The sequence below is a fragment of the Paenibacillus sp. Z6-24 genome (genome assembly GCF_054161335.1).
The window spans coordinates 4,175,851-4,200,798 of the sequence record NZ_CP096398.1 but is presented as its reverse complement, the minus strand read 5'-3'; the positions used below and the strand labels follow the sequence as shown (position 1 = coordinate 4,200,798).

Genomic DNA, 24,948 nt, shown 5'->3' with positions numbered 1-24,948 from the left:
CAGAACGTCAAAAAGAGCAGGAGTACTCATCCGGTGATACGGATTAGCGCTTCTGCTCTTTTTGGTATTTATGCTTTTGACATGGGCTGTAATGATCAGGACTGCTGTAACTGCAGCAGTCCATGATGATCGCTGAAGCCGATCAGTATCGGTCTCCATTGATATTCGGATCATTATTATCTGTAGTGTTATCCGGATTCGTCGTGCCGGACAGCACGATAATGCCAATCGTAACAGGCTTTACATCCGGTTTGCCGGTGTAGGAGAGGGTGACGGTTGTATAACCCGGACGGATCGCCTGGATTACACTGCCGCCTCTGATGATCGGTTCCTGCCCGGTAGAGCTGGAGTGTTCGAATCGAATACTTGTCTGATCGGCAGGCATGCTCCAGACCAGATGATCCAGCAGGGTAGAGATATCCACACTTCGCGGACGATAATCAAACCCGGAGATGCTGGTATCCATCAGATCAACGGTATTGCCGACATTCATCCGTATCGGTCCCTGCAGAATAAGTTCACGCAGTACCGGGTGGATGATAACCTCGATAGCTGCCTGCATCCCTCCAGCAGATACAATAACGTTGACTTTGCCCGGTTCCTTGCCGGTCAGTGTAACGCTGGAGCCGGTACTCGAACTCAGCTCAGCACTGCCTGGATGGGCTGCGCTGTCCGCACCGCCGGAACTTCCTGGACTGCCCGCATTATTCGAACTGTCGGTACTCGCCGGGCCGAGAGACCAGGTGAATGCCGGAGCCGGGGTAACGCCGGCAGGATCGGTGACAGCGGTTAGTGTAATCTTTTCGCCGTCATTCATGGCGGATGGACCATCGATGCGGATACTAAAAATCCATAATGTGTGCTCTGCCGTATACGTGCGTCCGTTGGCAGTCGTTACGGTGGCAACCACCGTATATTTGCCCGGATGCTGGCCGGTGATGGATGCCTGCCATGGATTGGCCGTGTTGACGGTAAGGACAGGTTTGGCAGATGTACCACTGCTGCTGTCTTTGACAGACCAGGTGATACGGGCTTTTTCATCGGATGGATTCAGGATAGCCTGAAGCGTACCGACCTGTGCAACGCCGATAGCGGCAGGTCCCTGAATGGACAACCCCGGCTGTATAACGGTCACAGCAGCTCTGTACGTAATATTGATGCCGTCGGTTGCATGGATTTCGATGAAGGTCTTGCCTGGTACAAGTGCCTGAATGGTTCCATTTTCTCCGCTCGGAGTGACTGTGACCATCTTGGGGTTGGCAGAGGACCAGTTTAACACTTTGTTATTGGCGTCTACAGGTGATACGGTCGGAATAAGCGTTTTCTGATCGCCGACCAGCATCGATATATCTTCCAGATACAGTGTTTTTACTTTGACAACCGAGTTGAAAATAATATCCGGGAAAACAATAGTCACTCTGTCTTTCTCATCTGGTGCCGGTGCAGGGCCTTCCACATCCACATCGTAGAACGGAATGGACGACGAACCATAGCCGCTTCCTGTCATGGAGGCTCCGATCAGGGAGCCTTTGACACTGCCGCCAAAGTTCAATGCCGCATTGGGTGCCAGCACGGAACCGAGTACTCCGATATTGTTCAGCTGCAGGCTGGAGGCCTGATTAAAGTTATACAGGATATGCTGGTAGTCCGGGCCGTTAACGGTTAACCCGCCGCTTATTTTGACATGTGAGCCGCTGATATTGACCAGTACATGGGAACTGGCTGGCGCCTCAATGACTATCGAATTGGTGCCATCTCCCAGCTGGGAATCGGCGACCTGGAATATATTGAGTTCGGGGTCTGTACCGGTTAGCGTCAGCGTAGAGTAAGATTTGGTCACCGAGCCTTTGGCGGGAAGGGCTGCGAGATCGTTGGACATGCTGCGCAGCTTGGTACCCATGGCGTCAAAGTCAATCGGTGTTCCCTGTACGGCCGTATAGTCCGTATACTCCGGCTTGCTGATCGTATCTCCATAGACGGCTTTGCCTTTGTAGACAGAACCGCTGCTGACGGTCAGGCTCTTGCCGGCGATAAGGACCGGTGTGCCTTTGGCATTATCGCCCAGTTCTGTACCGATACTGAAGCCGCCGGGCAGATTAACATTGCCTGCACCGGCTACTCTTCCTGCTGTCGAGAAGCCCGAACGATCCATTGTGATATCGCCAAGGATCAGTACGCTGTAATCTTTCAGATTGCCGAGCGCTGCAATATTACGGGTAGCGCTGTGGATATCCGCATAATTCAGCTGGGCATTCACGAGATTGTAGGCTCCTTTGCCGACAGGTGTCAGGGTAAGTCGGAACTTCACCGCAGGCTGGTCTTCCGGCATTACGGGAACATAGGACTGTACGCCGTTTTGGCCGGATAGTCTGTACTGAATATCCGGCAGCGGCATGGTGAGTACATATCCTGTGGCTGCCGTGCCTTCTTTGGTCATGCCTTCCGGGAGAGTGTCTGTAATCTCCAGCTGAGGAGGCAGCTGCTCCTTGTATTGAATACTGGAAATGACCAGTTTGCTGGATGCCTGTTCCTCCGGATTCACAGACTGGTAGCTGACTGGCTTCGGTGTAACCGAGTATTCGATGGTCAGCGGTGTATTCTGTTCGGCTTCGCCGTTTTGTACACCGGAGATAATCTCACGATTGGTCAACAGATTGGCCTCGGCTCGCTCGATCGTAAAGTTGACCGTTTTGGCCGCCAGCGCGCCCTGCTTGTCTTTGACCGTAATCTCAATCTGCAGTGTACCACCTTCCGGCAGCGGATTCTCGAATGTTTCGTTAATAGCCTGACCGGACAAGACGGTCTTTTCCGGAATGGACAGGTCGGTCAGCACTTTGCCGTTATGTTTGAATTTCACGCTGGCTGTCAGATTACGGTCTTTGAGATCCCAGTCATTGGCAGTATAGCTGAGTACAAAGTTCTTCAGGTACGAAGGTTTGGTGCTGCCATCCGCAGGTGCGGTGACGGTAATCTCCGGTGCATGATTGGAGCCGATAAAGGCGCGGTACATCGTATTGACGAATAATTTTTGCTCCCACTCCGGGAACCCGGTATTGGTATGACCGGTACCGGAATACGTAACATTGCCTTTGGAGTACGTATAGTAGTGATTCCAGCTGTCCTGTACATCCCGATTGCTGCCGGTAATGTTATACCAGGACACCACTTCAGGATCTTCCAGATCCAGGGTGAAATACTGGTCATGCGTCTGGTTAATCTGTCCTATATAACCATTGCTGTTGGAAGGGGGCTGACTGAGATCAAACGGATACTCTGTCAGCAGACCTTTATTCACTACAGCCGTGGTCCTGGATTTGTTGGGTGCATTAAGACCGATATTTGTCTTTGGCGCAATCTGGCCGGAGTCGGTCTGGAAATAATTGAGCCATATTTGCGAAGCAGCGTTACTTTTGTCAAACACCGTATCATGGGTAAACATTACTCCCTGGCCGGAAGCGATAAACTTGCGTACAGCTGCCGCCGATGCGTCATTGAGCGGAGCAAACTGATTATACTGGTCGCGGAAACCGAGCACGATCATATCATAGGTTCCGTTCAGATTCCGATACACGGTCGAATTGAACTCCTCGAAAGTCTTGACGGTAATATCCAGCTGGTAATCTGTTCCTGACAGATAGGATGGCTTCATATTGGCACTGTTCAGCAGACTGCTGTTACCGCTGGACTTGCCGTCCGATGGCAGCACCTGAAGTACGCGGACAACGGTCTTCTCATCCTGATACCGGATTACCCCGGTCGTATAATTTTTGAGCGCGGTACCTGATTGACGGTTGACGATCTCCAGTTTCCAGTACAGTAATCCCGAATAGGCCTTGGGCAGTTTGTAACTCAGGGTTCCCTCAGTAAGATTGAGCTGCTCGGTTGCTACCAGCTGGTCGCTCCCCATTTTCAGAACCTTATCGATCCCCAGGTACAGATTGGCTTCCACATTACCCTCGGTCAATCCCGATACATTGCCGACATTAAAATCAAACCGCAGTTCCTGGCCTTGTCTGTAGACAACGGATTGGCCTGCAGGGCTATCATAGTCTGCCGGCTTGTTACTGACACTAAGCTGTGGACGCTGGGTCATCATTTTATAAAGACTGGAATTGGTATCTTCCATCTGGACAGCCAGCGGCGGCAGTTCCTCATCAGCAATAAAAAATACATTGAAAGGACGTACCGTCGTATCCTGATAAGGTGAGAAATAATCATATAACAGATGGGCATTCTTGCTGGTAGCGGGCTGATTGAGCAGCGCCTTATTCAGGATGACGGGTAGTCCTTTCTCGATGTAGTTATCGATGATATCCCTGGCTTTGAGCTCGGTAATATCGTTCATGATGCCGGTCGTATTATGATCCTGACCCTGTACGCCAGTCGTATTGTACGTACCGCTGCCGATGTAGATAGCATCATATTTGCCATCCAGCTCTTCACGCATCGCTACAAACTGCTTCATGCGCATGGTGGTGACGGTGAAGTTGGATCTGTTCTGAAGCTTCTCCTGCAGCGGGAATATACCATTATCATTAATCTCCAGAATATGGATCTGATAACGTGTAGATGCCCCGGCGATCATTTGTACAAGCGGGATCGCAAGCAAGCTCAACAGGATAATGGAAAGGAATATTACTGCACTTTTGGACCTCAAGGACAAAAACCTCCAATATTTTTAAATTCCAATTAAATTATTGAGTCTAAAGTCCGATAAAAATAAATAGGTAATTTACTTAATATATCGGTTGCTAAATATTATTTATAATATTAGAATAAATGGGGCTTAAATAATAGGACTATTTTATCAATTTTGTAAAATAGTAGTTCTTTAGTTGTTGATAGAGAATCGATATTTCGAATTTTAATGATGTAAAAAGCTGCTCTGGCAGAAGTAAGGACACAATGGTAAGCGGCTGGCGATCCCGGGCGAAAAAGATGCGGTATATAGCCTCCGACTATGCCTGATGGAGTTGAGACAATAGATGAAGATAATGAAGAAAAAGCTGGGCGATCTTCTTTTTGAAAATGGACTTATTACTGAAGAACAGCTCAATCAGGCGCTGGAGGAACAGCGCAAATCCAAACGCAAGCTCGGCGATGTACTGTTGGCACAAGGATATATTACAGAGCAGCAGCTGATTGAAGTATTGGAGTTCCAGCTGGGGATTCCACATGTCAATTTGTTCAAATACCAGATTGATGCGGCTGTGACCCAGATTATTCCGGAAAGTATGGCCAAGCGTTATCAGGTGCTTCCATTTATGAAGGATGGCAGCAAGCTTATGGTAGCGATGGCAGATCCGCTGGATTATTTTGCGATTGAAGATCTGCGTATGAGTACGGGCTTCCGGATTGAGCCGGCCATCTCCAGCCGGGATGAACTGCAGCGAGCTATTGCCCATTATTACGGCCTGCGCGATTCGATGAGCCAGATGATGGGAGAGCTGCCGACGACCGAAGAGATTGAGGAAACCGAGATTACGGATGAATCCTCACCGGTTGTGCGGCTGGTCAATCAGATGATCCAGCAGGCGGTGCATCTCAGAGCCTCGGATATTCATATTGATCCGAGTGAAAATGATGTCGCGATCCGCTATCGGATCGATGGTCTGCTGCAAACCGAACGTCATGTACCGAAACAGATGCAGGGCTTTATCACGGCTCGTCTGAAAATTATGTCCCGGCTGAATATTGCCGAACGGCGTCTTCCCCAGGATGGCAGAATCAAGATGCAATTCGATCTGAAAATGGTCGATATTCGTGTATCGACGCTGCCTACGATGCATGGTGAAAAGATTGTAATGCGTCTGCTGGATATCAGTACCGGCGTCAAGCCGCTCGAACAGCTGGGCTTTAACCAATATAACTCCAAGCTTTTTAAGGGAATGATCGATAATCCCTATGGCATTCTGCTAATTACCGGTCCGACGGGAAGCGGGAAGACGACTACGCTGTATTCGGCACTGAATGTATTGAATGTGGAGAGTACCAATACGATTACGGTGGAAGATCCGGTGGAATATCAGCTGGAAGGGATCAATCAGGTGCAGGTGAATCCGGCAATCGGGCTGACCTTTGCCTCGGGACTGCGCTCGATTCTGCGGCAGGATCCTAACATTATCATGGTCGGGGAGATCCGGGATAATGAGACCGCAGAGATTGCCGTGCGTGCTTCCCTGACCGGTCATCTGGTGCTGTCAACGCTGCATACGAATGATGCGGTGAGTACGGTAATGCGTCTGCGTGATATGGGAGTGGAACCGTATCTGATCGCGTCTTCCCTGATCGGTGTCGTCGCCCAGCGTCTGGTACGCCGCATCTGTCCGGACTGCAGAATTGCCTATACGCCGTCAGAGCAGGAACGAATCCTGCTGCACAGCCATGGTATACAGACAGAGCAGCTGTACAAAGGTCGCGGCTGTGGCAACTGCAATCATACCGGTTACCGCGGGCGGGTAGCGATTCATGAAGTACTCAAGGTGGATAAGCGCATACGCCAGAGCATTACAGATAATGCGTCTGTGGAAGAAATACGGGAAGCAGCGCATGAACAGCAGATGATCACACTTGTAGAAGATGGCCTGCGCAAAGTAGAAGAAGGCATTACAACGATTCAGGAAGTCATGCGTGAGACCGTCTCGTATTAACAGGCTCAGATTCAGCGTAAAGGAGGGAAGATGCACGAATGGCCTCAACCACTCATAATATCCACGAATTACTCGACAGCATGCAGCAGCTGGGGGCATCGGATCTCCATCTTTCGGTTGGCTCCGTGCCCATCATGCGGATACATGGCCAGTTGACCGCACAGTCCGAAGAACTGCTGACCGCGGAAGATACCCTGGCAGCAGCCGGGATGCTGCTCACTGAAGAACAGCAAAATCATTTCCGGGCAAAAGGAGAATTCGATTTCTCATATTCCCTGGGCAATACAGCCCGTTACCGGATCAATATATACCGGCAAAAAGGGTCTGTCAGTATTGCGATCCGCCTCATCACGAGTCAGATTCCGACGGTGGAGCAGCTGGGTCTGCCGCCCCTTCTCAAGACGCTGACGGAGAAGCCGCAGGGGCTGGTCCTGGTAACGGGTCCAACCGGAAGTGGCAAATCATCCACACTGGCAGCGATGATCGGACATATCAACCGTCATCAGTCCCGGCATATCGTGACGCTGGAAGATCCGATTGAGTATATGCATACCCATGGCAAGTCGCTGATTAACCAGCGCGAAGTCGGCAGTGATACGGCCAGCTTTGCCAGCGGGATTCGGGCAGCGCTTCGGCAGGACCCGGATGTACTGCTCGTCGGAGAGATGCGTGATCTGGAGACGATCTCCGCTGCAGTGACTGCGGCAGAGACCGGCCATCTGGTTTTCGCGACTCTCCATACGACAGATGCTCCACAGACGATCGACCGTATTATTGACGTTTTTCCGGCACACCAGCAGGGACAGATTCGGATTCAGCTGGCGGCTGTACTCAGTGCAGTCATTTCCCAGCGGCTGCTGCCAACCTTGTCCGGACGCAGCCGGGTATGTGCGACCGAGATTCTGATCAACACGACTGCCATCGCCAACCTGATCCGTACGGAGAAGACACATCAGATTCGCAGTATGATGCAGACCGGGCGTTCATCCGGTATGCATACACTCGAAATGAGCATTCGTGAACTAATGCAGCAGGGGCAGATTAACCCTGCGATCGGTAAATTGTATCTGCCCGAGGTGAGTATCTGATGCCGCAATTTGAATATCAGGTACGTACCGTTAACGGCAAACAGCTCAAAGGCACATTGACCGCAGCGGATAAAACAACCGCAATGGACGAACTGCGCCGGCGAGGCCTTACGGTGTTCTCGCTGAATGAACAGCGCAAGACACTCATGACGACCGAGATCTACATCGGCAATCCGGTCAAGACGATCGACTTCATCGTGTACTGCCGGCAGTTTGCCACGTTAATCCGTGCAGGAGTGACGATTCTGGATGCGACACGCATCCTGGCTGAACAGACCGAGAGCAAAGTGCTTCGTAAAACGCTTCATGAGGTTCATTCCAAGCTGATGCGAGGGGTCGCCCTGTCACAGGCAGTACAGGAATCACCCAAAATCTTCCCGAGATTGTTCATCAGCATGATTCGTGCGGGTGAGGAGTCCGGTGATCTGGAAGGTACGCTGGAGCGGCTTGCCGTTTACTTTGAGAAGCGGCATGTTACCCGCGAGAAGATCAAGTCTGCGCTGACCTATCCGATTACCGTCGGTATTCTGGCTATTGCCGTCACCGTCTATCTGCTGGTGGCGATCATTCCACAGTTTGTCGATATGTTCGAATCGATGGATGCCAAGCTGCCGACGATCACCGTCGTCATTCTGGCACTGAGCAAAAGTATCCAGCAGCAGTGGTATTTCTGGGTACTCGGGCTGGTCATTATCATTGCAGCTTTTGTTATACTCAAGCGCTCTGAGCGCGGCGCATACTGGATCGACTATGCCAAGCTGAAGATTCCGGTGTTCGGAAGACTGAATCAGAAAGGCTCCATTGCCCAGTTTGCACGTACACTGTCATCGCTGTATGCCAGTTCGGTCCCGGTGCTGCAGGCACTGTCGATCGTAACGGAAGTTGCTGGCAACAAGGTGATTGAGCGGTATCTCAATCAGGCGAGCGAATCGCTGCGCCGGGGGAATGCATTATCCGATCCACTCAAGAAATCCTGGGTCTTCCCGCCGATGGTCACCCAGATGATCGCTATCGGCGAAGAGACCGGATCGCTTGACCAGATGCTCGGCAAAGTGGCGGATTTCTACGAAATGGATGTGGAAAATACCGTCGACCGACTCAAGTCGCTGCTCGAGCCGCTGTTGATCGCTTTCCTGGCAGCTGTCGTCGGCATTATTGTGGCAGCCATCATGCTGCCAATGTTCACACTGTATGATTCAGTAGGTTAAACGCGGTGAAGTACGCATCCGCGAATGGACCTGCTTTGATATCAATAATTAAGCAAAAGGGGAAAAGACAATGTTAAGCAAAGTGATGAAAAAGATGGGCAAAGAAGAAAAAGGATTCACCCTGATCGAGCTGTTGGCCGTTATCGTTATCCTGGCGATTATCGCGGTTATTGCGATTCCTTTGATTGGTAATGTTATTAACAAATCCAAAACGAATGGCGATCTGAATACTGCTTCGCAAATTTACAATGCAGCACGTATGTATGTTATTGATACTTCCAATGGTGATTTCAAAACAGCGGGCACTGTGAGTCTGACAAATTTGGTAGATGGTGGTTACTTGGATAAAGGTATTGCTTTGCCAAGCAGCAAGAAAAAAATTACCAAGGCTGATGTAGTATTCACTTCTACTGGACAATTGGATAGTGTAACCATAACACCTGCACCTGAAGGATCAGCAGCTGGGAAATATACTGCGGCCCAGGTTCTCGCTGTAGATAAAGATGCAACAGATACTGCAACAAAAGTTGAAACTCCTACCCCTACGCCTGCTGGAGGCAGTTAATTTTATTAAATAAGCATTTAAAGTTAGAAATGTAAACTAAGCACGTAGCGGAGAAAAGAGAATTCTGCCAATGACCGACATTTAAGAAGGAAGATACACTGCTGCAAACGGTCATTCCGTATCTTCCTTCTTAACCGGAGGGAATGGCAGAATCTCTTTTCGCAGCGGACAAGCTATAAACGCAGTCGACAAGCTATAAAGGCAGCGGACAAGCTATAACGAGCAAGTAAACCAGGGAACCGGACAACGACTCCGGTTCCTCTTTAAATAGAACACAAAATCCATCAGAAAGTGAACACACCCACCATGACTGCAATCATTGCAATTTACCTGCTGATCCTCGGACTGGCACTTGGCTCTTTTTACAATGTGGTTGCCCTGCGGGTACCGGCGGGAGAATCTGTCGTACATCCGCCATCCCGCTGTTCACGCTGCGGGACCAGGCTGGGAGCATGGGATATGATCCCGGTAGTCAGCTATCTGTTCAGCCGCGGACGCTGTCGGCACTGCGGAGTCTCGGTCTCTGCGCTCTATCCGCTTGGCGAAGCGGCGACCGGGCTGCTGTTTGTCTGGGTATATCTGCAGACAGGCATCAGCGGCCAGCTGCCGATCGGGCTGGTGCTGGTCAGCCTGTCGATCATCATCACCATAGCCGATATACATTATATGAAGATTCCCAACAAAGTGCTGCTCTTTTTCCTGCCGATTCTGCTGGCGCTGGTCGTACTGACTCCTGCCGGTTCATTATGGAATCATCTGGGCGGAGCACTCGCCGGTGGAGGCGTACTGCTGCTTATTGCCGTACTCAGCAGAGGCGGTATGGGCATGGGGGATGTTAAATTATTTGCATTATTTGGCTGGGTGATCGGGTTCCCAAATGTGCTGCTGGCACTGTTCGCCGCCTGTCTGCTGGGTCTGCTGTATGGCATGATCGTGCGCATCAGCGGACGTCATGGACACGGTCAGCCGATTCCATTTGGTCCTTTTCTGGCAGCAGGTACACTGATTGCCTATAGATACGGTTCATATATTATAAGCGGGTATCTCTCGCTCATGGGGTAGGAGGATACAATTGAAGAAGCTTCAACGTCATTCATCACATGCAGGTCTCTCGATTGAGCAAACCGGGGTCCGCTATGTCTCATTAAAAAAGAAAAAATCATGGGAAATGGATCAAAAGCGCTACCTGGCGCTGCCATCCGGCGTTATCGTGGAGAATCAGATTGAGGATGAAGGAGCCCTTCAGCAGCTTCTCCAAGAATGGGCGATCCGTGAGAATCTGAAAGGCAAATCGGTAACATTGTCCATCCCGCCTTCACGGATTCTAATTCGTACGATGAGCGTTCCGAATGCAAGTGTCAAACAGATTGCCCAGCTGGTCGAACTGGAAGTGGAGACTGGCATGCATTTGCCATTCGAGAATCCGGTCTACGATTATATGATCACATCGGCGGATGAGGAGCAGACACAGCTGCTCGTATTCGCAGCACCGAGCCAGCTGGTCAAGGACTATATCGCGCCATTGCAGGAAGCCGGTATCCGAATCGCTGCCGTTGAATTCTCGGCGACCTCATTATCGAGAGCCGTTGTGCAGGTACAGGATGCACAGTTTGGCAATGCCATGCTGCTGCAGCTCAACGCCGGACTGCTGGACATTTATATGTTCCGCAATGGGTATCCGGTGTTTATGAGGACAATTAATTTTGCTATGCCGGATGAATCTTCCGGCAGTGCTGGCAGCAGTATTCATCTGTCTGCACAGGAAGTCGCAGATATTACTCCCGAAATTTCGAGAATGCTGAACTTTTACCAGTACAGTCTGCATGATGGATCAGTGAGAATCGAAGAGATTGTCGTTACCGGCTCCTATGAGGAAAGAGCCCTGCTGGTGCTTGAATTGCAGCAGTCCATGGGAGAACTGGATATTCGGGAAGTGGATTTCCGACAAAAGGAAAATGATGCCGAACAGGACGCGGAAATGAATGATTACCGGATGGCTGTCGGAGCAGCGTTGGCCGGTGAAGATCGCCAATCGATTAATCTGCTTCCACGCCGCGAGTCCCAGCAGACGCAGAAGTTCTCTTATCTGGTCATCGGTGCTGCGGCAGTATGGGTACTGCTGATGGCACTGGCCCTCGTTGGCTGGATCAGTTATAAAGGAACGATCGCCGAGCAGGAAGTACAGATTCAGCAGCTTCGCGACAATAATACACTGGCGCAGCTGGAACTGAACAAGCTCAGTGGCGGAGGAGGAGCGGCCGGGCCGCAGGCAGTCATGGATGCGGTAATGAATTATCGGCTGGATGCAGTGAACATACTGGATCAACTGTCTTTGGCCAAGCCTCGTCCCTCCGCCATAGAGAAGATCAGGTATACCCGAAGTGACACGATTCAGCTGACCCTGGTCACACCTACGATGGCTGCCGCATCCGCTTATCTGGTGAAGCTGCAAGAGATGCCATTTACCGATCAGGTCACTGTGGATAAAGTCGTCCGCAATACAGCGGTTACTGCTGGAGTGAAATCTGGCGGCAGTCTGCAATCGTATTCGGCGTCCTATACGATTACTCTCAAAGGCAGTGCAGCAGCCCGTGCCGCTGAAGAGCAGAAGGAGGAGACCAATGGAACAACTGAATAAATATCGTTCCTCCATTATGCTGGGACTGGCGCTGCTGTTTATCATATTGCTGGCTGTCTATATGCTGGCTGTCCGTCCACTTGGTGAACAGGCGGAGACGTATGAGCAGAATATTACGGAGCTGCAGCAGGAAGGGCAGCTGCTGCAGACGCGGATTGCAGAACTGCAGAGCCATCAGGGAAATAATGCTGCCGTTATGGCAGCTGTGCCGGCTGAGGCTGCCAGCGAGCAGCTGCTGACCGCACTGGAACAGGTAGGAGAGAAAAGCCGGGCACGACTGACGAATATCGAGTTTCAGTCCATTGTGCCGGGAGCAAACAGCAGCGGTGAAGGCGTTCCGATTGGGAGCCAGGCAGGACAGATTCAGATGAATGCGGAGATTCAGGGCGGTTATGCACAGATCCATGAATGGATGAACCAGCTGCAGCAGATGCCCCGGTTGGTGACCATTGATTCTTTCAGCTTTGAGCAGCCTTATCAGCCGATTCTGACGGCCAAAGTGACTTTTACCGCTTATTATACGATTCAATAACAAGAAAAGGCCATTACAGCAACGCTCCCATCCAGGAACAGCGTTACTGTAACGGCCTTTTGTTATGTCGTCATAAAAGAGGATATGCCACTGGCTGTGCAGAACCGTTATAGATTCCGGTAATGATGCCGTCTATTTCTCAGCTGCAGCAGAGTACATTTCTCATAGACCCGTCATCCTAATACATTGGAGGTATTCCATGATATCCTATGACCCTTTATTCCATCCGTACCCTTCTCAGCGGCATTCTGTCTATGCACGCAATGGAATGGTTGCAACTTCCCAGCCGCTGGCTGCCCAGGCTGGCCTCGATATTCTCAAAAAAGGCGGCAATGCTATTGATGCCGCGATTGCTACCGCCGCCTGCCTTACCGTCGTAGAGCCTACCTCCAATGGAATTGGCGGAGATGCGTTTGCGATCGTCTGGACCAAAGACCGGCTGTATGGATTAAATGCCAATGGTCCGGCACCAGCGTCCATTTCCATGGAAGCGGTACAGGCTGCCGGACATGAGAAGATGCCTACGTATGGATGGACACCGGTTACCGTTCCGGGTGTACCGGCTGCCTGGAAGTCGCTGTCGGAACGATTTGGCAAGCTGCCGCTGACCGAGGTGCTGCAGCCGGCGATCGATTATGCGGAGCAGGGATTTCCGATCTCCCCGACGCTCGGCTATTACTGGCAGCTGGCGTACAAGCGGTTTTCGGAGATACTGACCGGAGAGGAATACCGCGGTTGGTTTAACACCTTTGCCCCGAATGGCCGTGCACCCCGGATCGGCGAAATGTGGCGGTCACCCGGACATGCGGCGACTTTGCGCAGTATCGCCGAGACTGGCGCAGAATCCTTTTACCGTGGAGAATGGGCGGAGCAGATCGATGCGCATTCCCGTGCGTATGGCGGCTTCCTGCGCAAGGAAGATCTGGCAGCCTTTGCCCCGGAGTGGGTGGACCCGATCTCGGTCAACTACCGTGGCTATGAAGTATGGGAGATTCCGCCAGCCGGTCAGGGACTGGTCGCGCTGATGGCGCTGAATATTCTCAAAGGCTACACATTCACCGGCCGTGATACCGTCGAGACGCATCATCGGCAGTTCGAAGCGATGAAGCTTGCCTTTAGCGATGGACTCAAATACATTACACAGGGAGACAAAATGACTACCCGCGCCGAACATCTGCTGTCCGAAGCCTATGCTGCCGAGCGGCGTGCACTAATTGGTACAGAAGCATTGCAGCCCTTAGCGGGACAGCCGCAGGCAGGCGGTACGGTCTATCTGGCAACAGCGGACAGCGAAGGTAATATGGTGTCGTATATTCAGAGCAACTATATGGGCTTTGGCGCGGGCATCGTCATTCCGGGGACAGGCATCGCCATGCAGAACCGCGGTCATTCCTTTTCCCTTGATCCATCCCATGAGAACCGGCTGGAACCGGGGAAGAAGACATATCATACGATTATCCCCGGCTTCCTGACGAGAGACGGCCGACCGATCGGACCGTTTGGCATAATGGGCGGATTCATGCAGCCGCAGGGACATGTGCAGGTCGTGATGAATATGATCGATTTTGGCCTGAATCCTCAGGCTGCACTTGATGCACCGAGATGGCAGTGGATTGAGGACAAGATCATCGAGGTCGAGCCCCATTTCCCGGATCATCTCGCCCAGAGCCTGATGCGCATGGGTCACCACATCCGCCGTGCCAACAGCGCCGGTGCCTTTGGCCGCGGCCAGATCATCCTCCGCGATGAACAGACCGGCGTACTGACAGGCGGTACCGAAATGCGCACAGACGGAGCCATTGCTTCATGGTAGGTCGCTATTTCCCATTTTCCATTACGCCTATTACCAGCAGTGCTGCATAAATAAAAACAAGGATAGACGACGGCCATCCACTGCCATCATCTATCCTTGTTTGCTGTACCCATCCCTTGCCGCAGCGGCTGCTGCCATCCCGTCATAACGATTGCCTCCATCCAGTAACCCCGCTTATTTGTTAATCACAATCGACAGCTTGTAATTCACATGCCGATTCAGATCCATGAGAAACTGATTCAGCACCGCATTGGACGGAAACTGGCATTCCAGCAGGTAACAGCTGTCCCCGCTGATTTTATAATTATGGATCACATACGCTTCCTGCGTTGTCAGAAAAGACAGATACGGCTGATGATACGTACTCTGGGTGAAAATGCTGATAAACGCATGTACCGCGTAACCGATCTTTTCCTGATTGACCTTGACCGTATATCCTTCAATAACGCCTTGATCCTCCAGCCGTGCTACTCTTGACGAAGCGGCCTGCCCGGTGAGATGGACTTTTTCGCCCAGCTGCTTCATGGTGATCCGGCTGTTACGGGACAGCTCCTCGATAATCTGTTTGTCTACGTGGTCCATGATGGTCCCAATCCTTTCAGAAATCAAGTCAAACGGCTCAAAGACTTGATTTTATCCATGTAACACATAATTGTTCTCAGTATAAAATAAAGACAAAGCAAAACACAAACCCATTTCTGAATATAAAGGAGCATCACTCATGAATATACAACTAATTCGCAATGCCACTCTGGTCATCGAATATGCAGGCCGAAAATTACTGGTCGATCCCTTTCTCGCGGAGCAGGGCGTTTACCCGCCATTTCCCAACTCGCTGCGTCAGGACCAGATGAATCCGCTGGTCGGTCTGCCGGTTGCAGTAGAGGATATTATTGATGTGAATGCCGTGATCGTCACCCATCTGCATCTGGATCACTACGACGATGCCGCCAAGCAGCTGCTGCCCAAGGATATCAAGATGTTCGTACAGAATGAAGAAGATGCCGCTGTGGTCATGCAGGACGGATTCACCAATGTGGAAGTGCTGCAAGAAGATACAGTGTTCGAAAATATTCAATTGATCAAGACCAAAGGCGAACACGGGCGCGGCGAGATTCTGAAAATGGCGGGTAATGTGTGCGGCGTCGTATTCAAGCATCCGTCCGAGAAAACGTTGTATGTAGCCGGTGATACGGTCTGGTATGCAGCCGTTCAGGAAGTGATCGACACCCATCAGCCGGAAGTGATCGTCGTCAACGGTGGTGACAACCAGTTCCTGCAGGGCGGGTCACTCGTCATGAGCAAGGAAGACATCTACGAAATATATCAGGCAGCACCGCAAGCGCAGATCATCTCTGTCCACATGGAAGCGGTGAACCACTGGACATTGTCACGTGCAGAGCTGAAGCGATATGCCGGGGAAAAGGGAATGTCCGATCATCTGCATATACCGCAAGACGGCGAATCGTATACATTCTGAGGAATCGATGATCCTGTTGATTCCGAACGATCTCGCAGATTGAGGGATAGGCTAACATACAAGAACCACGGTATAAGATGCAAAAAGAGACCTTTGTAAGGTCTCTTTTTCATCGTTACAGCGCCTATTTGCTGTTCTGATATGCAGTAACGATATACAGTCCTGATTGAATATTCTGATTAACAGCCTTGATGTACCACTTTTATTGTGGTTGCTGATACAGCTGTTCCCAGTAACCGTTCCATTTACAGCCCCGATTTACACCCTGTTGGTTCCTGCTCCAATTCCAGTTCCAGATTGCCAACTGCTGACGGTTTATCATCGCCTCGTCCGAACCAGCTTTCCATTTTGCGGGCGATCAGGAAGCCGAGCGCAATGAACAGTACAACCGGTAAGAGCTGCCATGGATTTTCCATATAGCTGGACAGATCGGAACCGATATACGATACGGTAAAGATCATGATGGCCCGGCCCAGCGCAGTCGCCGCCAGAAAGGTGCGGAAGCGGATACCGCTCAACCCGGCAGCAATATGCATCATGGTGAAGGGGCCAAATGGCAGCAGACTGAACATAAACAGGTAAATAAATCCGTTCTTCTGAATCCATTCAAGACTTTTACTGATACTTTTGCGATTGGCAAAACGCTGTACATATTCATAATGGGACAGCTGGCGGACCAGACCGAACACGGTCAGGATACCGGCCATTACCCCGATCCACGAAAATACGAAACCGGCCCACAATCCGTTGGAAGCTCCGTTCAGTCCGATAACAAGCATCGTGGGCAGGGGCGGCACAAATGAAATCAGAAAAGCCAGCAAAATGCTGACCAGCGGTCCGAACGACTGGTACTGCTCCATCAGATCCGTAACTCCCTGCTCGTTCAGGGCGGACAGCAGCTGTGTTGTCATTTCCATAAAGTCAAATCCTCTCTCCATCGTTCGCTGGGTGACATGGTTATACAGTTATTACCCATCTGCATCACCGGCGACATGGATAGAGAATAATCTTTTTTACATATTATGCTGATCCTTGCGGCTGAAATAAGCTTCGATTCGGCGACTGATCACCAGGCAGACGACGATGAAGATCACCACCCATACCAGATACCACGGCTGCTCCCAGTACAGGGCAAAATCTGCCCCGATAAAGGACACCGCAAATACCATGACTCCCCGGCCAAACAGGATCGCGATCAGAAAGGAGCGGAAGCGGATACCGCTCAGCCCGGCCGCCAGATTCAGCAGCGTAAACGGTCCGACCGGGAACAGGCTCAGCAAAAACACATAATTGAACCCGTTATCCCGTACCCAGCGGCGCGTACGCTCCACCCGCGGCCGCTGTACGATCCGGGCCAGATAGCGATGCTGGGACAGCTTGCGAATCAGCACAAAGGCAGTGAGCGATCCGCCGATAATGCCGATATACGAATACAGAAATCCCATCCACAGTCCGTATACAGCTGCATTGACGCCCAGTACGACAATCGTGGGCATCGGCGGGATAAATGATTTGAGAAAAGGAATCAGAATACTGATCAGCGGACCGAGCGACCGGTAGTCGTTCATCCAGCGTCTCAGATTCTCCTCGTTGATGGCAGACAGAAGTTCCGATATATCCATGGCACGTATATCCTTTCGGGTCATAAGATCATTTCTATTTATTATAGCAATATGTGTAGCCGCAGAATGGTCTGCTGTGATATTTTTGTAAAAGTATCTGCTGACGCTGCCGGATGATTCTATAGCCGGGGAATGAATCGTTTGCCGAAATTCAACGTATAATTGTTAGCTGCTGACAACAAAGGGGTTATCAGCGATGAAAATGAAGACGTTTGCATGAAAGGAGAGAAAAGACCATGCATATCATTATCAGGGTATCCCGCAAGCTGCTGCGAATGCGCAAATCCGTTCTGGCAGTGACGACGATTCTGTTCGTGCTGTTCAGCTCCATGATTGCCTATTTGCTGGAGCCGGATACCTTTACCCACTGGTTCAATGCGCTGTACTGGGTACTGACCACGATGGCGACGGTAGGGTACGGAGATTATTTTATGGAATCGATCCCCGGCAAGATTTTCACTATCTTCCTGTACATCTTCGGCATCGGGCTGCTCAGTCTGATCATCGGCAAAATTATTGACTCCCTCGGAGAATACAATCGCAGAAAGGACGCGGGCAAATTGGTGTATGCCGGCAAAAATCATGTCATTATTATCAACTGGAGCAAAAAGGCGCAATATGCGATCGACGAGCTGTTCTCGAGCAACCCGGAGTTGGATATTATCATTATCGACGAACTGGAAAAGCATCCGTACGACCATCCGCAGGTACATTATGTCAATGGAGATCCGACCCGGGATGAGACGCTCAATCAGGCAAATGTTCAGCAGGCGCAATCAGCCATCATTTTTGCCGATTCACGGATTGACGATGCCTCACTCGTGGATGGCAAATCGCTGCTCGTCGCTTCCAGTATTGAACGCCTGTCTGACCATGTACATACGACTGTAGAGATTATGCTCGAGAACCATATCAAGAATTTCCATCACATTCATATCAATGAATTTGTATTGTCCCATGATGCGATCTCCCGTCTGGCGGTACGTTCTGCCCTGAATGAAGGCAATAACGATATTATCAACCAGCTGCTCAACCGCCGGTATGGAGAGGATCTGTTCCCCATTTCTTTGCGTCCCGAATGGAAAACGTACGGTGATGCTTTCCAGGCGCTATTGACCATGGGTGCGACGCTCATCAGCGACCGCAACGATATGACCATTAACCGCAAACTGTCCGAGCCGATTCCGGCAGATGCCAGACTATTCGTGCTCTGCGATGATGAGACATACCGCCACATTAAGGACTGAGCCTCCATATTGATATGCAGCAGGAAGGCAAACAATGTATAGGACTTTTGGGAAAACAATAGTTTACGAAATGGTTCTAAGGTTGTATACTGGACAAAACGAATCGAACGTGAGGAAGCACCTCGCAATAAGGAATTTTTCCTTTTTGCGGGGTGCTTTTTTTGTGTTCTTACGGGAATCGGCTTCTGTCTGGCGGAACAGCGGATGCCGATCCGAAACGTTCCAAAGGAGGATCAGGATTGAAGCTTAAACTGAGAAAAATAGGCGCTGTCGCTGTAAGCACATCGCTTCTGGTTGGCATGCTGCCTTATCAGCATGTACTTGCCGCATCCGCGCCGGAATTCACTTCGGCCGTGCAGGTAGGTGATCATGCCAGACTGGAATGGTCAGTCAGTATGGCTGATTCGGATGTAATCACCCAGTCGGGCTTTGAGTCGACAAGCGAATTCAATACTTATGCGGGTGGTGAAAATTCTGCTGGGGGACAGAGCCAGACTGCGGAGGATAAATATACCGGCAGCTATTCCCTCAAAGTTATGGACACGACCGGCAAAGGTAATGCCTACTGGTATCCGAATACATCATCCGATAGTTCCAGACTGTCTCTCGGACGCAAATACGGTATTCCCCGAGGCACCCCATTATCGATTACGTTCAAGGCCAGAGCGATCGGGCAAAATGGCTGGATTCAGCCTTATATGGCAGGTGGACTTGGCAAAAGCACATATCCGCTGAATCATTTCCCGCAATATTACCCGGCGATCAAGTCACCGGTGCATTTTACTTCCAGTGTTCGGGCCGGAGACACTTCATTTACTGTGGATAATATCGATGAATTCTATGCCGAATTCTCGCGCCGCAAAGCACAAAATAGTCTGATGCATATCGCAGCGAATGCTTCCAGCAATTATGGAATCGGTATTGTATACATCCAGAGTGTAGATGTGGCAAACAAACGGGTGTATCTCTATCCGAATTCCGCTTTTCAGGGGAGCTTCGCGGCAGGAAGTGATGTACAGTCGGCCTACTGGGAGGACAATGCTTTTACAGGGCGAACGATCAATGCCGATACAGGCTGGAAAACGTACAGCACAAATGTCATCGTCGCTACCAATACGGATATGGAATATGACAAGCAGGGGATGGATGCGATCTTTGATACGATAGCACCAGGTGTCGTTTATCTGGATGATTTCAAATTTGGCTATGCGACCGAGGCAGAGCTGTATCGGGATGGGCAGGCGATCTACAGAGGCTATCTGTCCGATTATGAAGATACCGAGGCGGTCGACCGGACAGCGCCGGATCAGCCGCAGAATCTCCGGGCGGCAGCCAACCGGCAGACACGACAGCTGGATATTACATGGAATGCTTCGGTCGACCGCGGGACCGCCTATACGTACAAGCTCAAAGGATATCCGCGCAAAGAAGCAGCAACTGGCTACTCAACGGATCAGCTGGTGACGGTAACTTCCGGCATCAAAGGATACTCCATACTGATCGACAATCAGCCGGATACCCAGCCTTCCGGTACGATTACGACTACCTCCAGCAGCTGGTCGGCAGCAATGCCTGTCCGGGCTTCGTATGTGCATGTGGCGGCAGTGGATCAGAAAGGCAATGTGTCACCAGCTGTACATATTCCTGTAAATGATCAGGATCAGCCGGCTCTTCAGCTCCATCCATCCGTTACCGACTGGACCTCTGCTCCCGTACAAATTGAAGCAATTGCCAGCGACGCAGGAACATGGATCCATCATATAACAACGCCGCAGCAGAATGTCGATGGAGCATCGGCGGTCTATGAAGCTGTCCGCAACGGAACGTATTCTTTTACCGCTGTAGATCATTTTGGCAATACGACCGAAGCTTCTTACACGGTAAACAACATTGATACTGCCGGACCGGACATATCTTTTACCCCTTCCCGTCAGGATTGGCAGGAGGATGATCTGGCGGTGCATGTAAATGTGACCGATGAGCAATCAGGTATTGAAGCTGCTGGCATATCCTATGCATTGACGCATAACTCTACGCCCCCAGCTGCAGATCAGGGAGCATGGATTCACCCGGATCATCCGGCATTTGATGTGCCCGTAAATGGAGAAGGGGAATGGTATCTGCACGTTCAGGCGAACGATCGTACAGGCAATACTACCCGTTCCAGTACAGACTATTTGCGCATCCAGCGGCTGCCGGATATACCTGTGCTTCATGCCGAGGCAATAGACGCCAGCGAAATCGCATTGACCTGGGATTACCCTGGTCAGGGGATGAAGGATGGACTGACCTACACGCTGATCAATGAGACCAATAACAGGGAGTATCAGCTGAGCGATCCGACTACACGTTATGTAGAGACCGGGCTGCCTGCGGGAACCGCGCAGACCTATCGGATCAGGGCTGTTAATCATTCGGGAAGCAGCAGCTATTCCGAACCGCTGACTCTGTCTACGCTGCCGGCTGTGCCGGAGCGGGTGGAGATTTCCTTTGAAGGAAGGGATTATAGCCGGGCCTCCGTACAGATTGCGCCAGTTCCTTCTGCCGAAGCCTATCATATGAGCTGGACCAATACGGTCACTGGCATTCATGACTATGAAGCAACCGTAACAGGCACCACCTATGCCGAAGCGCATAATCTCATGCCGAATACGCTGTATGATGTGTCGATATCGGCGATCAACAGCAGCGGCAGCGGGCAGGCAATTCATGTCGGTTATTTGTCTTTGCCTGCTTCGCCTTTTGGATTTCAGGCGGTATCGGCATATGAAGATCGGATCGATCTGCACTGGCAGACGGTTACCGGCGCTGTCTATGCAGATTTGCGTCGCAATGGTGAATCGGTCACTGAAGATACTTATTTGCCGGGAGCGATGATGACATTCAGCGATACACAGCTGGCTTCCGGTTCATTGTTTGATTATGATCTGGCGCTGTCCAATGGAACCGGGTTTGGCTACTTTGCCAGTCTGCCGGGCATATGGACACTTCCGGCCAGTGTACAGGAGCTGCATTCCACCGATACTGCACAGCACAGCAAGACGATACAATGGCAGCGCTCCAGAGGAGCGACCGGTTACCGGCTGTATCTGGATCAGGAATATGTCGGAATGACGACGGATACCCGTTACACATACAGTGATCTGGCAGCCGGACGAACGTATAATTTTACAGTACAGGCATTCAACAGCAGCGGCTTCGGAGCATCACAGCAGATCACGGAAGCAGTGCTGCCGGATCAGCCGACCAACGTATCCGTAACCGGTCAGGATGAGCATAGTTTCAGGGCTGCAGTAGAGCCTGTATATGGGGCAGACCGTTATCGGCTGACGCTGAATGGACAGGTGTATGATCGTCCGGATGGACATTTTGTACTGGAGCAGCTGGAGCCGGGACAGACGTATTCCTTTACCATACAAGCGGGCAATGAATCCGGTTATTCCTCAGCTTTGATCGGTCATACGATGACACTTCCCTCATCTGTCACCGGCATGACGGTAGCGCATAACGAACCGGGTGAGATTATTTTGAAATGGAATCCACAGCCCGGGGTGGATCATTATACAATTATGGATTCATCCGGTACGGAGCTGGCGCAGATTCGTCAGCCGGAGTATAGGGAAGCCGGCAATCGTCTTGCTCCCGGAGGATGGGGACGAATAACGGTGATTCCGGTTAATGCCAGCGGTCAGGGAGCAGCAGTCTCGCTGGACTACCAGGCGGTACCGGATGCCGGGAAGACCCAGCCGGAACGTGTAACCGGGATAGCACAGCGTGGCACCCATCATGCGGTGATTCGCTGGAATCCCGTACAGGGGGCGAGCCAGTATCATATTTATGATCCGGCCGGACAGCGTCTGGCAACAGTGAGCGGGGATACCTATTATAATCTGACTGCGCTGGATAGCGCGAAGCGTTATGCTGGTTACTCCATCACTGCCAGCAACAGCGGTGGAGAGAGCAGACATTATCCGGTCGCCAGCTTTGTAACTCTGCCGGACAATGATTTTGCCGTAGAGACAATTGCCCGCAGACACGGGGCAGAACTGGCGATTCGTACAGGTCTGCAGCATGAGCAGTTTGTTTTTGCATCCGGCAAAAATAAAATTCTGTCCAGAGGTTACAAGACAGAGCTTACGCTGAATTCTCTGCGCGCAGAGACAAATTATTCCTTTCTCGTATGGACAGAAAATGAACTGGGCGAAGCTTCTGTTCCTGTGCCGATTCTTCTGCGGACGACTCATGAAGGACAGGCTCCTGTAACGATGGAAATGAACGGCAGCAATGCCGGTGACAAAGCAGGCATGATACCATCTACTGCTGCTACAGCGGCAGAAATGACGGCTGTTGGTAAAAAAGATGACCATACAGCTGACTCAGCTGCTATACAGGTCCCCGCTGGAATGGGAGTGGCTGCCGAGTTTGACGATATTCATAACCATTTTGCAGAACAGGCGATCCGCTATTTGTCTGCACTCGGCATGATCCGGGGCAAAAGCAGTACCCGGTTTGCGCCCGATGAAGGAGTCAGCCGGGCAGAATTTACAGCAATGCTTGTCCGTATGCTGCATACCGATGAAGAAGTTCATGCGGCCGATCAAAGCAGGCTTTCTTTCCAGGATGTGCAGCCTGATGCCTGGTACGTGCCTGAGCTGCGAATTGCTTATAACAGCGGCATCGTAGACGGATTCAGCACCACCCGCTTCCGTCCCGATCAGATCATTACCCGGGAACAGGCAGCCAAGATTCTCGCAGGCTTGATCGATTCCCGTCTTGGCCGCAAAGATTCGGTGATGCCGTATAGCGATCGGCAGACCATAGCAAACTGGTCGGTTGAAGCGGTAAACAGACTTAGCTCTGAAGGGCTTCTTCAGGGCTACCCGGACAGCACATTCCGCCCGCGCACAGAGCTGACACGCGCGGAAGCATCCCTGATAATGTACCGAGGCATTCAGGCAGGACTACTGCAATAAAACGCTATGTGAGAATAAGGAAACGGGCAGCTTGTTACTTCATAGTCTGCCTTCATTTCGTCACTTCATCGGCTGCATGATCGGGTATATGATCAATAGTGGAACGGGTGAAGAATACATGGTAATCCGGGCGAAGACCGACAGTATCATCCGCCCTGATGATACAATTGTGCTGTATTCAATTTCCGTATATACTTCATTCAACTGGTATAGACTAGACAAAGGAGTAGTTGAAAATGGCTCAGACAATCAAACCCGTAATTGCAAAGCATGTAAGTATCGGTGAAGGCATGCCCAAGATTTGTGTATCCCTGATCGGTCGAACTCTGGAAGAAATCCGGCAGGAAGCGCTGGCGATGCAGGCTGCAGACGTAGACGTGGTAGAGTGGCGCGTCGATTTCTATGAAGATGTAGAAGATATCGAAAAGGTGAAATCCGCACTTGGCAGTATCCGGTCGATTCTTCCTTCGCGTCCGCTGATCTTTACATTCCGTACAAGCCGTGAAGGCGGGGAACGGGAGATCGACGAAGAGAGATATTTCCGTCTGAATGAGGAAGTCGTCTCCACCGGTCAGGTGGACCTGGTGGATATTGAATTGTTTATGAATGAAGAGCGTATTTGTCCGTTTATCGATACTGCTCATCAGCACAATGTGCATGTGATTGTGTCCAATCATGATTTTCAGCAGACACCGCCCAAGGAAGAGCTGCTGTCCCGTATGCACCGTGCGCTGGAACTCGGTGCCGATATTCCCAAAATATCGATGATGCCGCAAAAGACGAGCGATGTGCTGACTCTGCTGGATGCGACCTGCAGTATGCATGAGCAGACCGATCATCCGATCATTACCATCTCCATGTCCGGTCAGGGTATGGTTACCCGCATCGCCGGCGAGCTGTTCGGTTCTGCACTGACATTTGGCTCCCTGCGCAATGAATCCGCACCGGGTCAGGTGCCTGTAGAGGACTTGCGGCAGACGTTGAAGCTGTTTCATGCAACGCTGTAAGTGGAAATGAGATCGCATCTGGATAACGGGCTGCCTTCAGGGTGGATGAATGGGTTAAGTCGATGTAATCCGACAAATTGAAGCAAATGTACAAAATGGTATGCACATGACTGATGTGTATGCCA

General features: G+C 51.0%; 16 protein-coding genes. 12 read left to right on the top strand and 4 right to left on the bottom strand.

Features of this window, described 5'->3' with window-relative positions:
• Nucleotides 1-142: 142 nt before the first annotated feature.
• Nucleotides 143-4,657: a DUF5057 domain-containing protein gene (locus tag M1D61_RS18170; RefSeq protein WP_458120009.1), complete on the bottom strand. Its 4,515-nt coding sequence runs from the start codon at nt 4,655-4,657 to the stop codon at nt 143-145.
• A 328-nt stretch (nt 4,658-4,985) separates the two neighbouring features.
• Here M1D61_RS18170 and M1D61_RS18165 point away from each other — a divergent pair, with 328 nt between their 5' ends.
• The 8 genes from M1D61_RS18165 to M1D61_RS18130 all read left to right on the top strand — a co-directional run bounded on the left by M1D61_RS18165 (nt 4,986) and on the right by M1D61_RS18130 (nt 14,494).
• Complete coding sequence (locus M1D61_RS18165) at nt 4,986-6,650, top strand: GspE/PulE family protein (RefSeq protein ID WP_458120008.1); 1,665 nt, start codon at nt 4,986-4,988, stop codon at nt 6,648-6,650.
• A gap of 38 nt (nt 6,651-6,688) precedes the next feature.
• Nucleotides 6,689-7,738, top strand: a complete 1,050-nt coding sequence (locus tag M1D61_RS18160; RefSeq protein ID WP_458120007.1) for a type IV pilus twitching motility protein PilT — start codon at nt 6,689-6,691, stop codon at nt 7,736-7,738.
• Nucleotides 7,738-8,946, top strand: coding sequence for a type II secretion system F family protein (locus tag M1D61_RS18155; protein WP_458120006.1), 1,209 nt, complete (start codon nt 7,738-7,740; stop codon nt 8,944-8,946). The genes M1D61_RS18160 and M1D61_RS18155 overlap by 1 nt, the downstream gene beginning before the upstream one ends.
• Before the next feature lie 70 nt (nt 8,947-9,016).
• Nucleotides 9,017-9,511, top strand: coding sequence for a prepilin-type N-terminal cleavage/methylation domain-containing protein (locus M1D61_RS18150; protein WP_458120005.1), 495 nt, complete (start codon nt 9,017-9,019; stop codon nt 9,509-9,511).
• Nucleotides 9,512-9,817: 306 nt separating this feature from the next.
• Nucleotides 9,818-10,573: a prepilin peptidase gene (locus M1D61_RS18145; protein WP_458120004.1), complete on the top strand. Its 756-nt coding sequence runs from the start codon at nt 9,818-9,820 to the stop codon at nt 10,571-10,573.
• Nucleotides 10,574-10,583: 10 nt separating this feature from the next.
• On the top strand, nt 10,584-12,149 hold the full coding sequence (gene pilM / locus M1D61_RS18140) for a pilus assembly protein PilM (RefSeq protein ID WP_458120003.1): 1,566 nt from the start codon (nt 10,584-10,586) through the stop codon (nt 12,147-12,149).
• The gene (gene pilO / locus M1D61_RS18135; RefSeq protein WP_458120002.1) at nt 12,133-12,681 is read left to right on the top strand and encodes a type 4a pilus biogenesis protein PilO; all 549 of its coding nucleotides are present in this window, start codon (nt 12,133-12,135) and stop codon (nt 12,679-12,681) included. The genes pilM and pilO overlap by 17 nt, the downstream gene beginning before the upstream one ends.
• Nucleotides 12,682-12,880: 199 nt before the next feature.
• Nucleotides 12,881-14,494, top strand: coding sequence for a gamma-glutamyltransferase family protein (locus M1D61_RS18130; RefSeq protein WP_458120001.1), 1,614 nt, complete (start codon nt 12,881-12,883; stop codon nt 14,492-14,494).
• Between the two features lie 174 nt (nt 14,495-14,668).
• Here the strand turns inward: M1D61_RS18130 and M1D61_RS18125 are convergent, their stop codons facing one another.
• On the bottom strand, nt 14,669-15,079 hold the full coding sequence (locus M1D61_RS18125; protein WP_458122555.1) for an Lrp/AsnC family transcriptional regulator: 411 nt from the start codon (nt 15,077-15,079) through the stop codon (nt 14,669-14,671).
• A gap of 136 nt (nt 15,080-15,215) precedes the next feature.
• On the opposite strand from M1D61_RS18125, the gene M1D61_RS18120 reads away from it, so the two are divergent.
• Nucleotides 15,216-15,974 (top strand): MBL fold metallo-hydrolase, encoded by a 759-nt coding sequence (locus M1D61_RS18120; RefSeq protein WP_458120000.1) that lies wholly within the window; start codon nt 15,216-15,218, stop codon nt 15,972-15,974.
• Between the two features lie 245 nt (nt 15,975-16,219).
• Here M1D61_RS18120 and M1D61_RS18115 read toward each other — a convergent pair whose 3' ends face one another.
• A complete protein-coding gene (locus M1D61_RS18115) occupies nt 16,220-16,891 on the bottom strand; it encodes a TVP38/TMEM64 family protein (RefSeq protein WP_458119999.1) in 672 nt (223 codons plus the stop codon).
• Between the two features lie 96 nt (nt 16,892-16,987).
• The gene (locus M1D61_RS18110; RefSeq protein WP_458119998.1) at nt 16,988-17,596 is read right to left on the bottom strand and encodes a TVP38/TMEM64 family protein; all 609 of its coding nucleotides are present in this window, start codon (nt 17,594-17,596) and stop codon (nt 16,988-16,990) included.
• A 236-nt stretch (nt 17,597-17,832) separates the two neighbouring features.
• On the opposite strand from M1D61_RS18110, the gene M1D61_RS18105 reads away from it, so the two are divergent.
• The 3 genes from M1D61_RS18105 (at nt 17,833) to aroD (ending at nt 24,823) form a co-directional block, all read left to right on the top strand.
• Entirely contained in the window at nt 17,833-18,843 is a 1,011-nt protein-coding gene (locus M1D61_RS18105; protein WP_458119997.1) for an ion channel, read from the top strand.
• 239 nt (nt 18,844-19,082) lie between these two features.
• On the top strand, nt 19,083-23,816 hold the full coding sequence (locus M1D61_RS18100) for a fibronectin type III domain-containing protein (RefSeq protein WP_458119996.1): 4,734 nt from the start codon (nt 19,083-19,085) through the stop codon (nt 23,814-23,816).
• Between the two features lie 236 nt (nt 23,817-24,052).
• Nucleotides 24,053-24,823 carry a type I 3-dehydroquinate dehydratase gene (gene aroD / locus M1D61_RS18095; RefSeq protein WP_458119995.1) on the top strand — a complete coding sequence of 257 codons (771 nt, stop codon included), beginning with the start codon at nt 24,053-24,055 and terminating at the stop codon, nt 24,821-24,823.
• Nucleotides 24,824-24,948: the final 125 nt, after the last annotated feature.

Excerpts from the sequence above, each read along its gene's own strand:
- M1D61_RS18165 (WP_458120008.1), top strand. The coding sequence starts at position 4,986 with ATGAAGATAATGAAGAAAAAGCTGGGCGATCTTCTTTTTGAAAATGGA.
- M1D61_RS18160 (WP_458120007.1), top strand. The coding sequence starts at position 6,689 with ATGGCCTCAACCACTCATAATATCCACGAATTACTCGACAGCATGCAG.
- M1D61_RS18155 (WP_458120006.1), top strand. The coding sequence starts at position 7,738 with ATGCCGCAATTTGAATATCAGGTACGTACCGTTAACGGCAAACAGCTC.
- M1D61_RS18150 (WP_458120005.1), top strand. The coding sequence starts at position 9,017 with ATGTTAAGCAAAGTGATGAAAAAGATGGGCAAAGAAGAAAAAGGATTC.
- M1D61_RS18145 (WP_458120004.1), top strand. The coding sequence starts at position 9,818 with ATGACTGCAATCATTGCAATTTACCTGCTGATCCTCGGACTGGCACTT.
- pilO (WP_458120002.1), top strand. The coding sequence starts at position 12,133 with ATGGAACAACTGAATAAATATCGTTCCTCCATTATGCTGGGACTGGCG.
- M1D61_RS18130 (WP_458120001.1), top strand. The coding sequence starts at position 12,881 with ATGATATCCTATGACCCTTTATTCCATCCGTACCCTTCTCAGCGGCAT.
- M1D61_RS18120 (WP_458120000.1), top strand. The coding sequence starts at position 15,216 with ATGAATATACAACTAATTCGCAATGCCACTCTGGTCATCGAATATGCA.
- M1D61_RS18115 (WP_458119999.1), bottom strand. The coding sequence starts at position 16,891 with ATGGAAATGACAACACAGCTGCTGTCCGCCCTGAACGAGCAGGGAGTT.
- M1D61_RS18110 (WP_458119998.1), bottom strand. The coding sequence starts at position 17,596 with ATGGATATATCGGAACTTCTGTCTGCCATCAACGAGGAGAATCTGAGA.
- M1D61_RS18105 (WP_458119997.1), top strand. The coding sequence starts at position 17,833 with ATGCATATCATTATCAGGGTATCCCGCAAGCTGCTGCGAATGCGCAAA.
- aroD (WP_458119995.1), top strand. The coding sequence starts at position 24,053 with ATGGCTCAGACAATCAAACCCGTAATTGCAAAGCATGTAAGTATCGGT.